Raw genomic sequence first — 13,967 nt, forward strand, 5'->3', positions numbered from 1 at the left:
AGAGGACGATGCCGTCCTCGGCGATCCGGTCGCTGCCGTAGTAGCTGCGGCGGATCTGGCCCCAGGTCAGGTGGGGTGCTTACGGCGTAACCAGTAGATCATCCGCCACCAGGCATACCAGCCTAGGTAGGAGAACGTCTTCTTGGAGGCGCCGTAGCGGAAGTACGCGGCCCAGCCCCGCAGGATCGGGTTGATCTTCCGCAGCACCTCGTGCAGGGCGAGGGATGTGGTTCCACGCCCCGTCCACTTCTTGATCTTGTTCATGACCGCCGCCAGGGTGTCCTTGGACGGGTAGGTCAGCACCATCGGGCCTCGGTTCCACTGCTTGCGCTGGATGCGAAAGCCGAGGAAGTCGAAGCCGTTGTCGATGTGGGTGATCAGGGTCTTCTCTTCCGAGAGGGTCATCTTCACGTCGCGGGCCACGATCTCAGCGATCTCCTGCTTGACCTGCTCGGCTTCCTCCCTGGTGCCGTGCACGAGCACCACGAAGTCGTCGGCATAACGGATCAAGCGGTAGTTCGGCCGGCCCGTGCGGCGGCGGTGCTGCCGCCGCCACGGCGGGCTCATCTGCTCGTCCCAGACTTTGGCGAAATGCCGGTCCAGCACGGACAGGTAGATGTTGGCCAGCAGCGGGGAGATGACTCCGCCCTGCGGCGTGCCGGTCAGGCTCGCCGCGAAGCCACCATGCTGTTCGACGACCCCGGCCCGCAGGAACGCGCGGACCAGCCGCAGCACCTTCTTGTCGGCGATGCGTTCGCGCACCAGGCCCATGAGCACCTGGTGGTTGACGTTGTCGAAGCAAGCCTTGATGTCGCCCTCGACGATCCACTCGTAGGTCGACGGCTTGCGGGTGAAATGGTGGATCTCGGTGATAGCGTCCTGGGCCCGTCGTCCCGGCCGATACCCGTAACTGGACGGGTAGAAGTCGGCCTCGAAGATCGGTTCCAGGACCAACTTCAGCGCCATCTGCGCCACCCGGTCGCGCAGCGTTGGGATCCCCAGATAGCGGATCTTGCCGCCCTTCTTCGGGATCGCCGCCCGCCGCACCGGCAACGGGGAGAAGCTCCCGTCGCGCAGCGAGGACCGCAGGTCATCCAGGAACGGGATCAGCCCGTCGTCACGCGTGACGGCGAAGCGGGTCACCGAGTCGACCCCTGCGGTCATGGAGCCTTTGTTGCCTGCCACCCGCTCCCAGGCGTGCATCAGCGTCGCCCGGTCGCAGACCAAGTTGAAAACGTCGTCGAACCGGCGTGCCGGTTCGTTCCTTGCCCAACGGTGCAGCTTGCGTTGGTGTTCGAGTACCCGAGCCTCGGCCTGGCCGAACAACGGCCACTGCGAGGCTGGTGCGTCGCTGTTCAACGACGACCTCCTCCATGCCTGTCAAGATGCCGATCACGCTGCCGCCCTTCCCCATGTGCCGGGCTTTCCCCGGCTCGGAGTACTACGGCGACTCCGCCACGACCCGATGCCATCAGCGGGCGTCACGCCTGCCCGCCGGACGACCGGCAGCCGCCCGGAGAGGGCGACATCGAGCCGCTTCCCACGTTCACTGAGGACCTCTGCGACGGGGATCGGTGCCCAGCTTCACCCCGGCGGCATCGCCACGGACCGCACATCGCAGTCTTGGTCCGGGCCTCCCGCCGTCCACCGGATAGAGACGGCGGAAGAGGAGGAACCACAGGCTCGGGCTTCCTCCAGCACCACAGAGCGGCCCATCCACCAGGTTCGACAGACCGCTGACGACTCACGGGGCTTCAACCACTGGTTCAGATCTCCTTACACCTTCCCGTCCTAGCTAGCGGACACGTGCCGTCTGGTGGTGCCGACACGCTCCTACGTTGTCGAGACTGCTCCCAGCCTCACCCCTGACCCGGGGCTCGACCTGTCTCCAGCTTCAGCCGGTCACTGCGATGACCAGCGGCGGACTCCTCCTTCCGCACGGTTCCTCAGCGCCTCGTGGCGCACACCCGGTCTCGTCGGTCACCAGCACCGCGTCGCGATGGCCGAGTTGCTCGATCAGCCACTCACGCATGTCATCGCGGACGGCGTCGGGGTCCCACACCGCCGTGCGCAGCAGCCGCTGCATCGCTTGTGGATCACCGTGGCCTGCCCGCTCCGCAAGCGACCAGCAGGTCTTCCGTTCGGCCTCCGACAGCAGCCCTTCTACGAACTGCCCGGCCGTCGCCCGCGGCTCGGCCCGCACGAACCGGCCCGCGACACGCGTCATCGCCTCGTCCAGGATGACCCGCCACCCGGCGGGGTCTACGCTGTGGCACGCGGCCACCGCACGATCTTCGATTGTCCTCACAAACCATCGATGATCAACGCGGTGGCCGACTTCATGCCCACACCACGCCCAAGACCGAAGCCACGTGACGTTGGAGTACTAGGCGAACATGTTTGGTGGGGTGGCAACGTGGGTGCGACCAGTACCAAATGCGCCAGGCGTCGGCGTTAGACCCAGAGGCACTCCAGCCGTGAATCAACCCCAGGCTCACTTCCCGTGTCGGGAACATAGCCAGAAGTATGCATACTGTCCTGGTGACTCAGCCGTCCAGCGCCGCCGACGAATCTGCCGCGCCAGCGTCGCTCACGTCGTTGGTGACGTTGCGCCTCGCGACGCCGACTGCCCTACGGAGCGGACTCGCGCTGCTCGGCCTCCGATGGTCGGCGCAGAGCTATCGCCAAGGGGCTGGGATCGAGGGGGGTCTGTATTGCTGGGTTGCCGCGGGATTCGGGCGAGAACTGGTTGATCCGATGCAGGGCGCTGCTCTCTATATAGGTGCGGGCGTTGGCCTGGGCGGTTGGCGTGGACGGCTCCAGGACGAGTGGAGCTGGATCGGTGAGGACTCCGACCATGGACATGGCATGGCGATGCATCGGACTGGTGCCGCGGTCGTCGGCGGCCCGGTGACCTACTCGCCTGTGCCCCTGGAATGTCTCCCCGGTACCGGGGTAGCGGCAGGGGACGAGGCTGTTGCGGGCCTCCTTGCCGACGTGGCCCTTGCCCAGCCGGTGGCGGTTGCCGAGGCGATCGCGATCAGGCTCGCCATCCATCTCGGAGACACGGGTGCGCCAGTGAACTCGGCCGGCGCTGGAGCGTGGGCGACTGACCGACCTGCGGACTGGGCTGCCTTCGCCTGCGCTAGGGCTCTGCGTGGTGACGCGGTCGGACGAGGACCGTCGGTACCGGCCGCGCGGGGTCAGGAGGACAGAGTGGTTGGTGCGGAATGACCGAGGGCGCGGACGGCAAGTCCTCTTCGCTGGCGCGATGGCGTAGGCCGCAACCGTTTGTGACCTACCCGGAGCAGGAGCGCGTAGCCGTGTTCATCGACTTCGAGAACCTGGTGTGCGGCGCCGGCAAGGGTCTGCCCGGCCAGAGTGACCCGATTCCCGCCACCGCCCTGACGTACCTGTGCCGAGGCTTCCACGGCAACGCGTCCATTCGCCGCGCCTACGCTGATTGGGCCAATTCGGGCTTCGGGAAGTACCAACACGCCCTCGCCAACAACGGCGTCGATCTTGTCCAGATCGCCCGCAGCGGTGGCACCGGTAAGAACTCCGCAGACATCCGGATGGCCGTCGATGCCATGGAGGTGCTCATCACCCACCCAGACGTGGCGGTGTTCCTCCTGGTGACGGGTGACAGCGACTACTCGCCACTCGTGCATCGGCTGCGCGAGTTCGGCAAGCACGTCGTCGGCGTCGGTACCCAGGCCAGCGCCAGCCAGCGTCTGGTATCGGTGTGCTCGGAGTACAAGTTCTGGGGCACCATCGTCGCAGCCGTCGAGCCCGCCACCCGTCCCGCCGTCACCGCCGCTTTCGATCTCACGCAGGCCGAACGACTCCTTGTAAGGGCGTTCGAGCAGCTCACCACCGACACGCCGACCGCAAGTACGGTCAAGAACAAGATGCTCTCCCTTGACCCCTCGTTCGACCAGGCCAACTACGGATGCCGCACGTTCCGGGACTTCCTTTCCCGGCTCGAACACCGGGTCACCACCGTCGGCAGATCGGGCCAGGACATCGTCATCACGCTGGTCCCAGACGGAAGAGACACATGATGTGGGGAAGGAGAAGCCTGCCGGTGGGCCGGAGGGCTCGATGGAAGAAGCCGAGCGGTAAGGGATTCAGCCGGCTTCGGCACCAGGTGATGACCGCCGGGGATAGGTAATCGTCTGTCGGCCGGGCGGAAACCCTTGTCAGCTTCACCGGCTGGAGTTTGGTTCACTGCTTCTCTGATTCGTGTTGACAGAGAAGGACAGGCCGTCCCGGGAGGCATCCGTCCGAAGGGTTTACCTTTCGTCGCCGGGCCGTTCGTGGTGCGCGGCCAGCCAGCCGCCGACGACGTTGAGGTCGGCCGTGAGTTCTTGCACCAGAGTGCAGGGGCTCCCGCCGGGTCGGTGTGCTTCCCTGCACGGGCACTCCCAGATGCCAGTCGTGAGTCGTCCGATGGCGCGCGTGAGCACCGAACGCGAGTACACGAGCGTTCGTCCGTTGATGGTCACCGGCTCGTCGCGTTTGCTGGTCCTGATCTCCGCGCCGATGCCGACGATCGCGTCGGCGGCGTCGGTGAGGAGACCGGCGGCATCGGCGGGATCCTTCTCGATCTGTCCGGTGGCCAGTTTGCACACCATGCCGAGTGCGGCGATCACCCGTCCCGCGTCTGGCACGGTGATGGTCACCGGCTCGGCTTCGGCCATCACGTCGCGGTAGGTGGCGGCGTGCTCGCCGAGAACCTTCGCCAGCAGCGAGATGTTGTGCGGAGTGATGTAACTCTGTAGCGCGGTGCGTTCAGTGACGCCGAGCTGGGCGGCGGTGAAGGCGACGCGCTCCGCCAAGAGGTCCGCTGCTTCGGTCGGCGCGAAGACCACCCCGAGCCGGTTCGTCTCCTCCTCAAGCTGGGCGAGTCGCTCCTTGAAAAGCTTGGTGTTGCGGAGGTTGGCGGCCATCAACCTCTCCTGTATCGCCGTCTGGGTAGCGGCCCTGCGGTAGTCGGGATCACCCGGCACCTTAACGCGCCGATCCAACCTGATCGCGCCCACTCGCATGCGCGTCGCACGTACGGTGCGTGGGCACCTGACGGCGACTGTTCTATGCCCACCTGAGCGGAAGGCAGTTTGTGCTGGCCGGTCAGGGTGGCGTCCCGCGCTCGGGGGCGGGACCAACCCGCTTTTGCTGATTCGGGGCTGTTCAGGGCTGTCATGGGAACCCGTGAACGGCGAGCCCGCGACGCTTCGAGCGATGTTTGCGGGCGGCAACCCGTCGAGCGGTTGGCCGGAAGGGCGGCCGGCCTTGGGCAGGCTTCCGCCGCCCGATGGCATGTGCGGTGGCAGCGCGCCGGACACAGTGCAGCGCAGTGCGGTTCAGGCCGACGACCGTCTTGTCGTATCGCTTGCGGGTGGCGGGCAGAGCGCCGCAGTCCGCCATCAGGGACCTCCCGCGTCGGAGAGAGCGTGGCCCTCGCGCCCGACCTGGATTGGCCCCGGTCGGATGGATCGGGGTGCTCCGTGGGTGCTCGGACGTCGGGGAACTAGGGGTTAGCAGGCTGGACTGCGCCGGATTTTTGACTCTGACTAAGAGTGGTGATTGAATTGATGTTCATCGCGCTAATCCCGCACCAGCCTACGGATCAGAAGGTTAGGGGTTCGAGTCCCTTCGGGCGCACAAGATCAAGAGGGGCCTGACCTGCGGAAACGCAGGCCAGGCCCCTCTTTTGTCACTAGAGTGTGGACACTCGTTGTCACGTGGTTGTCACGCCCGCGCCACTACTATCCGTAGTTGCCCAGTGATCGTCACGCCTCTGACCTGGGGTTTAGTCGCTCGCGCGCTGGTGGTGAGTGGCTTGACCGCCCGGTTTTTTCGCGGTCTTGGCGGCCTTGCGGGCGGTGCGTCCGATGGTCGCTCGTCGTTCGCGTGCCGCCTTCCGAATGAGTGCAGCTGTGGCTGCGGCGGTCTGGTGCTGGGTATCTGGTAGCACCCTGGTGTACACATCTGCGGTGGTGTCGATTCGTGAGTGGCCGAGCTGGTCTTGAATTGACTTCAGATCGGCGCCGGCGCTGTGGGCGAGGGATGCGGCCCCGTGTCGTAGGTCGTGAAGCCGAATAGGCGGCAATTCGGATCTTTTTGTCAGGATGGAAAAGCGTTGTGTGAAGGAGCTGGGGTGGTAGGGCTGCCCGTCCGGGCGGGTGAAGACGTAGCCGGTGTCGCGGTATTGCTTGCCGGCGTCGACGCGTCGGGCGGCCTGGTGTTGTTGTTGCCGGCGGTGGCGCGACAGTGCGGTGTTGGTCGCCTTGTCGAGGGCGACGACGCGTTGCCCTGACGCGCTCTTGGGTGGCCCCTGGTAGACCTGGTGTCCAGCTGAGATCCGCTGCTGGACCACCTTCAGCTCCCGGGCCTTGAAGTTGATGTCCGACCAGCGCAGGCCGGCGATCTCGCCGCGGCGCAGGCCGCGCAGGCCGATCAGGCGCCAGAGTGCGTGCAGCGGGTCGGTGGCGGTGAATTGGAGGAACGCGGCGAATTGCGGCGCTGTCCAGACCGACACTCGCGGCCGGACGCCTGTTTCCTGCCAGGTTGCGATGTTCTCGTCGGTCCAGATCTTGGCTGATGTGTGGATCGCACGGGGTAGCTCGACGCGGCGCGCGGGGTTGTCGGTGAGGAGGCCGTCCCGGATCGCGGCGTTCAGGGCGGCCCGCAGGGTGGCGTGGGCGTGTCTGAGCGTCGATGCTGATTGCGGTTCGTCGTACTTGGTGCGTTGCCGCGCCATGGCCTGGAACGCCTCGTTGAGCTGCGCGGTGGCCAGCTCGGACAAGATCGTTCGTCCGATGTGCGGCACGAGGAATCGCTCGACGTCGCGGGTGTAGAGCAGTCTGGTGGTCGGGCGCAGCCGGGCTCGCGTCTGAAGCCAGTGCTCAAGCCAGCGGGCCACCGTCCAACTCTTGGCGGTACGGCGTTCCGACGACATGGCCAGCAGCTCGTCACGAGCCTGACGGGCTGTGGACTGCGACGAAAAACCGCCTCGCCGCACCCGTTGCGGGCGGCCGAGAACGTTGGTCGTAGAGCAGTGAAAATACCAACTTCCGTGGCCACGCTCGGCCAGCCGCGGGCAATTACTGCCCTGGCGCTTGCCGGTTACGCGGTCGGTGCACGCGCAGTGCTTGAAAACGCGACCCTTCAATTTGATGTCTCCCCGTTTGGTGAGTGCCGACGAACTCGGTGGGGTGCCCTTGCTGCGGAATTTCGGGCACGCCACGGGGCAACGCCGGGACGTCAACGCCTGTTCCCGACAGGAGTAGCTGCAAGTGCTTGTTGGGCTCCCAGGGGCGGATGTGAACGCGGAGAGTGACGTGACGGAGGTTCGTGAATGGGAGCACATGTTCGAGTGACGTCAATAGTGTTAATGTGCTTACGGGGTGTCGGTGGTTGCGCCGGCCTGAGCTGACCGGGTGCCACCGCGTAGAGACCGGGCACCTCGGGTTTCGCCGCCTTGGTTTGTCGCCCCCGGTGCCTCGCCGACCTGCAGCCCGTCGGACGCTCCTATCGCACCGCGCCGCGAGTCCGAATCGACGGGCGTATGGGGTCCCGCCCGGGCCGCGCATCGATGGGCTGGACAGTGGGCGGCGATGCCGGGGTTCGACTGGCTGGTCGACAGGTCGGTGGACCATGGAATATCGGCTTCGCGACGTCAGGGAGGGCTCACGGCCCGGACGACGTCCAGTGGTCCGATCTCGCCGAAGCGTTCCTGTCTTCCGGGCAGCGGTTCTTTCCAGGACCGGCTCCGCTGCTGGCGGGTCGCCGGACCGGGAACTAAAACCGTCCCGGCCGCGACCAACCCGGAGTGATGACTGACGTTCGAGACGCCGGGATGGGTAGGGTACGCACCCGTGTGGTGCTGGTCATCCTGTTCGACGGGGTGCAGCCGATCGACGTGGCCGGGCCGGTAGATGTGTTCACGTCGGCTGCCCGCTTCGCGGGTGATCCGGACACCCCGCCGTACGTCATCCGCACCGCCTCTCTCGGTGGTGAGGCGGTCCGGGCCGCCGGCGGTCTACGCCTCGTCCCGGACGGCGACCTGGGCGGCGCCGAGGATCCGGACCTGCTGGTGGTGCCGGGCGGGCCGGGCGTGGGGGACGTCGATGACCGGCTTATCGCCTGGCTCGCCGAGCGTGTTCCCGGGGTGCCGCGGGTGGTTTCGGTGTGCACCGGGGCGTACCTGCTGGCCAAGGCCGGTCTCCTGGACGGTCGCCGGGCCGCCACCCACTGGGAGGCCTGTGGTTACCTGACGGAGATGTTTCCTCAGGTGACGTTCGATCCGGATGCCATCTTCGTCCGGGACGGGACGATCTCCACGTCGGCGGGGGCGACAGCCGGGCTTGACCTGGCCATGGCGCTGGTCGAGGAGGACTTCGGCCGCGCGGTGGCTCTGGACATCGCCCGGCTGCTGGTGTGCTACCTGCGCCGGCCGGGCAATCAGGCCCAGCTCAGCGTCCAGCTCTCGACCCAGATCGCCCGGACCGATCCGCTGCGCGAGGTGCAGTACTGGGCCGCCGCGAACCTGGCGGCTGACCTGTCCGTCCCGGCGATGGCGGAGCGTGCCGGGCTGTCTGCGCGGCAGTTCGCCCGGGCGTTCGGGGAACAGGTCGGGATGCCACCGGGCCGGTACGTGGACCTGATCCGGCTGGAGGCCGCGCAGCGCATGCTGACAGACACCACGGATGGCGTACTCGGTATCGCTCACCGTTGTGGATATGGGTCGGCGGAGGCGATGCGCCGGGCATTCATGCGCGAACTCGACACCTCGCCGACCGAGTATCGCCGCGCGTTTGCGAAGGAGCCGATGATCCCCGGCGGATCTCGGTCGATGGCAGATTTGTTGGCCGGTACGTCATAGGCGGGAGAGCGGGCCGCCTTCTAGGCTTCCCTGATGAATGGCGAAATGACCGTGTCCACGCCAGTTCGAGCTTTCCGCACACGCTTCATGACAGAGATATGAGCCCCGACGTGACTCTCGTTCCGGATCGTATTATCCGTACAACGCTGGCCATCGGCCTCGCCGTCGCGCTCGGTGCCTGCTCGGGGACGACGGTGCCGGACGCTCCAGTCACATCGGCGGATGAGTCGGCCGCCGCCGGTCCGCGGACGACATACCCGCTGACGATCGACAACTGCGGCCGCGAGGTCACGTTCTCCCAGGCGCCCCGCCGGGTCGTGTTGCTGAACGGCGCGTCCGTGGCCGAGGTCGAGTCGATGATCGCGCTCGGTGTCGAGGGATCCATCGTGGCCAACAGCCAGAGCTATGGCGTCTCCGACGACCCGGCGATGGTCGAGCGGATCAAGGCCATCCCGACCGGCGGGTTGAAGCTGAACAGGAACTTCGAGGTCCCCCGCGAGCAGGTGATCGGCCAGTCGCCGGATCTGGTGATCTCGACGTGGGCTGGCGGGTTCGACGACAAGATCGGCTCGATCACCCGCGACGAGCTTGGTAAGGCCGGTATCAACAGTTTCGTGTCCCCGTCGAACTGCGCCAACGGCGCGGCCTCGCCCCGACCGCAGGACACGGCCGCGTATGCGAAGCGGTCGGTCGAGTCGTCGTTCGAGCTGCTGAATCAGCTCGGGGTGATCTTCGACGTGCAGGGCAGGGCGGCGCAGGCCGTGCAGGAGTCGCGTAGGGCGCTGGCCGCCATCCCGGCGCCGATCGGGGCACCCAAGCGGGTGCTGGCCGCCTATCCGAGCATGGGGTCGGCGATGGGTCTCAAGGTGCCTGCCGTGTTCGGCGGCGGCATCTTCGACGACATCATCACCCGGGCCGGCGGTGTCAACGCGTTCGGCGGCCTGACTGACCAGCAGCTCACCGCACTCAACGTCGAGGCCCTCGCTGCGGCGAACGTAGACGTTCTGGTGATCGGCCTGTATCAGCCGGACGACGACGCCAAGAAGTTCGCGGAGCAGTTGTTCGCGCAGTATCCGCAGTGGCCGGCATCGAGGACCAAGACCTATACATCGGTTTCCGACAGCTTCTACCTCGGACCGCTGAACGCGGTCGCGGTCAAGAAGATCAGCGATGCCGTCCGCGCAGCGAGCTGACCGCACCCGGCGCACCCGCCCGGAAGCGGCCCGTGCTCACCTCGTACCCGATGGTGCCGTTCCGCTGTTCATCGTGCTTTTGGCCGTCGCGGTCGTGCTGGCCGCGGCGGTCGCAATAGCCATCGGCACGGTGCCGGTTCCGCTGGCCGACGTGTTCGCGGTCACCTGGGCGCACCTCACACCGGGAGACACCGAGCGCAGCCTGCTCTACGACCAGATCGTGTGGGACTTCCGCGCTCCTCGAGTGCTACTGGCGGGGGTCGCGGGCGCGGGCCTCAGCGTCGCCGGAGTGTGTCTGCAGGCGTTGGTGCGCAACCCGCTGGCCGATCCCTACCTGCTGGGCATCTCGGGGGGTGCCTCCATCGGAGCCGCCCTAGCGCTGAGCTTCGGGCCTGCGGCGATCGCCGGATTGGGTGTCTCCGGCGCGGCCTTCGTCGGGGCGGTGATCAGCGTCGCCCTGGTCGTGGGGCTGGCGCAGCGGGCCGGCCGGGTCGCGCCGGGGCGGCTGATCTTGGCCGGGGTGGCCGTCGCTTATCTGGGCAGCGCCGTTACCAGCTACCTCCAATTGCAGGCCAACCCGGGCGAACTACGCGGCATCCTGTTCTGGGTGCTTGGCTCGGTCGCGGCGGCGTCCTGGCCGGACCTACCTGCACCGACCGTCGCCCTGGTGGTCTGCCTGCTCTGGCTGTTGGTCGACGGCCGCCGGTTGAACGCGCTGACGATGGGCGAGACGTCGGCCGCCGGACTGGGGATCGACGTCAACCGGCTGCGCCTCGGGCTGCTCGCGGTGGCGTCGCTGCTGACCGCGACGATCGTCAGCGTAGCCGGCGGAATCGGCTTTGTCGGCCTGCTGGTGCCGCACGCGGTCCGGCTGCTGGTTGGCCCCGACCATCGCCGGGTGATTCCGGTGTCGCTGCTGGTGGGGGCTGTCTTCCTGATCCTTGTCGACCTGGTGTCGCGCACTCTGGACCGGCCGAACGAGATGCCGATCGGTATCTTCACCGCCGTGCTCGGCGCGCCCTTCTTTCTGTGGCTGCTGCGCAGCCAATCCGGGGCGGTGCGATGAGGGTCACGGCGACCGGTGTCTCGGTGGCCATCGACGGCACGACGATCCTCGATGACGTCTCGTTCACCGCCGCCGATGGCCGGGTGACCGGTTTGATCGGGCCGAACGGTTCCGGCAAGAGCACCCTGCTGCGCTGCCTCTACCGCATCATCCGGCCGCAGCAGGGCGCCGTACACATCGGCGAGCACGACGTCTGGCAGGTCCCCGCCCGCCGGGCCGGCCAGTTGCGGGCGGTGGTCGCCCAGGACCAGGAACTCGACAACGAGTACAGCGTCCGCGACATCGTCGCCATGGGCCGGATCCCGCACCAGGGACTGCTCGAACGGGAGAGCACGGCCGACCGCACGATCGTGGACGAGGCGCTGGCCCGCGCCCGCCTCGAGTGGGCCGAGGACAGGCGTTTCGTCGGGCTGTCCGGCGGCGAACGCCAGCGTGTCCTGCTCGCCCGCGCGCTCGCCCAGAACGCCCCGGTCCTACTGCTCGACGAGCCGACCAATCATCTCGACATCGGCGCGCAACTGGAGCTGCTCGAGTTGATCCGCGAACTCGGGCTCACCACCGTTGCCGCCCTGCACGATCTCGACCACGCGATGTCCTACTGCGACGCCGTCGTGCTGCTGCACCATGGCCGGGTTGTCGCGGCCGACGATCCCGTCACCGTGCTCACTCCGGAACGCCTGGCCGACGTCTTCGGCGTACGGGGAGCGATGACCACCCACCCACTCACCGGCCGGCCGCACCTGGTGTTCGCGGCACCACGTTCCGAACGGGAGCTTTCCGGATGACCACGCAGAGCCCGCTCAGCGAGCCCGTCCCCGACGCCAGGCTCACCGCACCCCTCGAACCGCCCGCGACCGGCACCATCACTGTGGCTGTCGTCCTCTCGCCCCACGCGGAACTGGTCGACTTCGCTGGCCCGTGGGGAGTGTTCGAGTACGTCCGCCTCGACGACGGGCGCACCCCGTTCACTCTGACCACAGTGGCGGCCACGACCGACCCCGTCCGAATCTCTGGAGGCATGGTCGTCGTGCCCGGCCACGACGTCGAGACACTACCCGCGCCGGACATCGTGGTCGTCCCGGCCCTGGACACCGGCAAGCTCGCGCCCGAGGTGCTCAACTGGCTTCGGCGCGTCCATCAGAACACCGCAGTGACCATGTCGGTCTGCAACGGATCGTTCGTGCTCGGCCAGGCGGGCCTCCTCGACGGCCGGACCGCAACGGCCCACCACAGCGCCTACCAAGCCCTTCAGGCCATGTTTCCCGCTCTCACCGTTGTTCCCGGGGTCCGATACGTCGAGGACGACCGGATCGCCACCGCCGGCGGGCTCACCTCGGGCACCGACCTCGCCCTGCGGATCGTCGAACGCTACTTCGGGCGTACCGTCGCGCAGCAGACCGCCACCTACCTCGAGTATCAGGGCACGGGCTGGATGTACCCCAGCAGCAACGCCGAGTTCGCCAAGCCCGCTGCGGTCACCTCGGGACAGCCGATGTGTCCGGTCTGCCAGATGCCGGTATCCCCCGACACCCCGATCACCCTCGAACTGCACGGACGTGCCTGGCACTTCTGCGGCGACTGGTGCCAGGAGCAGTTCCGGGCGGCACCGCAACGGTTCGCCATCCCGAAGGGATGCTGACATGCAGGTCGCCATCGTTGTTTATCCCGGTTTCACGGCGCTCGACGTCCTGGGGCCGTACGGGGTTCTGGGTCGTCTGCCGGACACCGAGGTCGTGTTCGTCGCCGAGCACCCGGGCCTGGTCGTGAACGCCCTGAGCAGCCTGTCGGTCGATGCCGTCGCGACGTACGCCGACGTGTCCGAGCCGGACATCGTGCTGGTCGGCGGGGGAGCGGGCCAACAGGACCAGATGGCCGACGACGGCCCGCTGCTCGAGTGGCTGCGGACCGTCGACCGGACGACCACGTGGACGACGTCCGTCTGTACCGGCGCGTTCGTCCTGGCCGCCGCCGGGCTGTTGACCGGCCGGCGGGCCACGACCCACTGGGCCGGGCTCGACATGCTCGCCGATTTCGGGGTGACGCCCGTAAAGGACCGGGTCGTGATCGACGGCCACTACGCGACCGCGGCCGGGGTGTCCGCGGGCATCGACATGGCACTGACCCTGGCCGGTCTGATCGCGGGCGACGATGTCGCGCAGACGGTGCAGCTCATCGTCGAGTACGCTCCGGAGCCACCCTACGACGCGGGTTCCGTGGACTCCGCGCCACCGGAAGTCGTCGACCGCGCGATGGCAATCCTGACGGCGTGATGTCATCCCTGGGCCAGGTTGGTGGCCGCTTCCCGCTGTACGCCGATCCGGTCTCAGGTGGTTGAACAACGACGCGCCGAGGATCGTGGGCCGGCGGTTTCTGGGCGGGCCCTGTGGTGGCTTCGAGCGGCGGCGAGGCGATCGATACAAGATCACGCGGTCGTGGGCGGGCTGGTTGGCGACCTCGGAAAGCATCGATATGTGGCGGCTTTGGCGCGCCTGTTCGTCCGGCTCCTGCGGATGGCGGTGGTCCGGGCCGGACGTCGAAGGCCCAGGCCCCGCCCGATGCTGGACGAAACTGTCAGTCCGCGGCGGCGAGCGCGGCGATGCGCAGGGATATCTCCCGGACCAGGTCCGTAGGTCGGTGCCGGTGTGGTCGCTGGTGATGGTGAGGGGCGAGTTCAGTGGGGAGCAGGAAAGCGTGGGCGCGTTCTGCGTCGTCGGTGAACGCGTAGGTGAGTGCCCGCGCGCCGTCGAGGTCGCCGCGCTGGCGGGCCGCGACGATGCCGGCGGCGCGCTGCATCCCGGTCAGCAGTTGCGCCGCGTTC

At 67.4% G+C, this 13,967-nt stretch carries 11 protein-coding genes and 1 pseudogene; 7 read left to right on the forward strand and 5 right to left on the reverse strand.

The window, feature by feature from the left end; all coding sequences use genetic code 11:
- Positions 1–66: 66 nt before the first annotated feature.
- Positions 67–1,359 carry a group II intron reverse transcriptase/maturase gene (gene ltrA / locus KIF24_RS31200; RefSeq protein WP_221087081.1) on the reverse strand — a complete coding sequence of 431 codons (1,293 nt, stop codon included), beginning with the start codon at positions 1,357–1,359 and terminating at the stop codon, positions 67–69.
- A gap of 592 nt (positions 1,360–1,951) precedes the next feature.
- Positions 1,952–2,284: pseudogene (locus KIF24_RS31205) on the reverse strand (transposase); the annotation flags it as partial.
- A 1,039-nt stretch (positions 2,285–3,323) separates the two neighbouring features.
- On the opposite strand from KIF24_RS31205, the gene KIF24_RS31210 reads away from it, so the two are divergent.
- Positions 3,324–4,064 carry an NYN domain-containing protein gene (locus tag KIF24_RS31210; protein ID WP_331461338.1) on the forward strand — a complete coding sequence of 247 codons (741 nt, stop codon included), beginning with the start codon at positions 3,324–3,326 and terminating at the stop codon, positions 4,062–4,064.
- Positions 4,065–4,295: 231 nt separating this feature from the next.
- Here the strand turns inward: KIF24_RS31210 and KIF24_RS31215 are convergent, their stop codons facing one another.
- The gene (locus tag KIF24_RS31215) at positions 4,296–5,045 is read right to left on the reverse strand and encodes a hypothetical protein (RefSeq protein WP_331461339.1); all 750 of its coding nucleotides are present in this window, start codon (positions 5,043–5,045) and stop codon (positions 4,296–4,298) included.
- A gap of 770 nt (positions 5,046–5,815) precedes the next feature.
- Positions 5,816–7,177 carry a tyrosine-type recombinase/integrase gene (locus KIF24_RS31220; protein WP_230416004.1) on the reverse strand — a complete coding sequence of 454 codons (1,362 nt, stop codon included), beginning with the start codon at positions 7,175–7,177 and terminating at the stop codon, positions 5,816–5,818.
- A gap of 663 nt (positions 7,178–7,840) precedes the next feature.
- Here KIF24_RS31220 and KIF24_RS31225 point away from each other — a divergent pair.
- From KIF24_RS31225 to KIF24_RS31245, 6 genes are all read left to right on the forward strand, one after another.
- Positions 7,841–8,890 carry a GlxA family transcriptional regulator gene (locus KIF24_RS31225; RefSeq protein WP_230416005.1) on the forward strand — a complete coding sequence of 350 codons (1,050 nt, stop codon included), beginning with the start codon at positions 7,841–7,843 and terminating at the stop codon, positions 8,888–8,890.
- 356 nt (positions 8,891–9,246) lie between these two features.
- On the forward strand, positions 9,247–10,083 hold the full coding sequence (locus KIF24_RS33700) for an ABC transporter substrate-binding protein (RefSeq protein ID WP_230417231.1): 837 nt from the start codon (positions 9,247–9,249) through the stop codon (positions 10,081–10,083).
- A 94-nt stretch (positions 10,084–10,177) separates the two neighbouring features.
- The gene (locus KIF24_RS31230; RefSeq protein ID WP_221087083.1) at positions 10,178–11,149 is read left to right on the forward strand and encodes a FecCD family ABC transporter permease; all 972 of its coding nucleotides are present in this window, start codon (positions 10,178–10,180) and stop codon (positions 11,147–11,149) included.
- The gene (locus KIF24_RS31235) at positions 11,146–11,934 is read left to right on the forward strand and encodes an ABC transporter ATP-binding protein (protein ID WP_221087084.1); all 789 of its coding nucleotides are present in this window, start codon (positions 11,146–11,148) and stop codon (positions 11,932–11,934) included. The genes KIF24_RS31230 and KIF24_RS31235 overlap by 4 nt, the downstream gene beginning before the upstream one ends.
- Positions 11,931–12,788: an AraC family transcriptional regulator gene (locus KIF24_RS31240; RefSeq protein ID WP_221087085.1), complete on the forward strand. Its 858-nt coding sequence runs from the start codon at positions 11,931–11,933 to the stop codon at positions 12,786–12,788. The genes KIF24_RS31235 and KIF24_RS31240 overlap by 4 nt, the downstream gene beginning before the upstream one ends.
- A 1-nt stretch (position 12,789) precedes the next feature.
- Positions 12,790–13,419, forward strand: coding sequence for a DJ-1/PfpI family protein (locus tag KIF24_RS31245; protein ID WP_221087086.1), 630 nt, complete (start codon positions 12,790–12,792; stop codon positions 13,417–13,419).
- A gap of 301 nt (positions 13,420–13,720) precedes the next feature.
- Here KIF24_RS31245 and KIF24_RS31250 read toward each other — a convergent pair whose 3' ends face one another.
- Positions 13,721–13,942: a superoxide dismutase gene (locus KIF24_RS31250; RefSeq protein WP_221087087.1), complete on the reverse strand. Its 222-nt coding sequence runs from the start codon at positions 13,940–13,942 to the stop codon at positions 13,721–13,723.
- Between the last annotated feature and the right edge of the window lie 25 nt (positions 13,943–13,967).

The sequence above is a fragment of the Micromonospora tarapacensis genome (assembly GCF_019697375.1).
GTDB lineage: Bacteria > Actinomycetota > Actinomycetes > Mycobacteriales > Micromonosporaceae > Micromonospora > Micromonospora tarapacensis.

What these genes read in the sequence shown, in the direction of transcription:
- KIF24_RS33700 (WP_230417231.1), top strand. Translation starts at nt 9,247, where the DNA reads ATGATCGCGCTCGGTGTCGAGGGATCCATCGTGGCCAACAGCCAGAGC.
- KIF24_RS31235 (WP_221087084.1), top strand. Translation starts at nt 11,146, where the DNA reads ATGAGGGTCACGGCGACCGGTGTCTCGGTGGCCATCGACGGCACGACG.
- KIF24_RS31245 (WP_221087086.1), top strand. Translation starts at nt 12,790, where the DNA reads ATGCAGGTCGCCATCGTTGTTTATCCCGGTTTCACGGCGCTCGACGTC.
- KIF24_RS31225 (WP_230416005.1), top strand. Translation starts at nt 7,841, where the DNA reads ATGACTGACGTTCGAGACGCCGGGATGGGTAGGGTACGCACCCGTGTG.
- KIF24_RS31250 (WP_221087087.1), bottom strand. Translation starts at nt 13,942, where the DNA reads ATGCAGCGCGCCGCCGGCATCGTCGCGGCCCGCCAGCGCGGCGACCTC.
- KIF24_RS31240 (WP_221087085.1), top strand. Translation starts at nt 11,931, where the DNA reads ATGACCACGCAGAGCCCGCTCAGCGAGCCCGTCCCCGACGCCAGGCTC.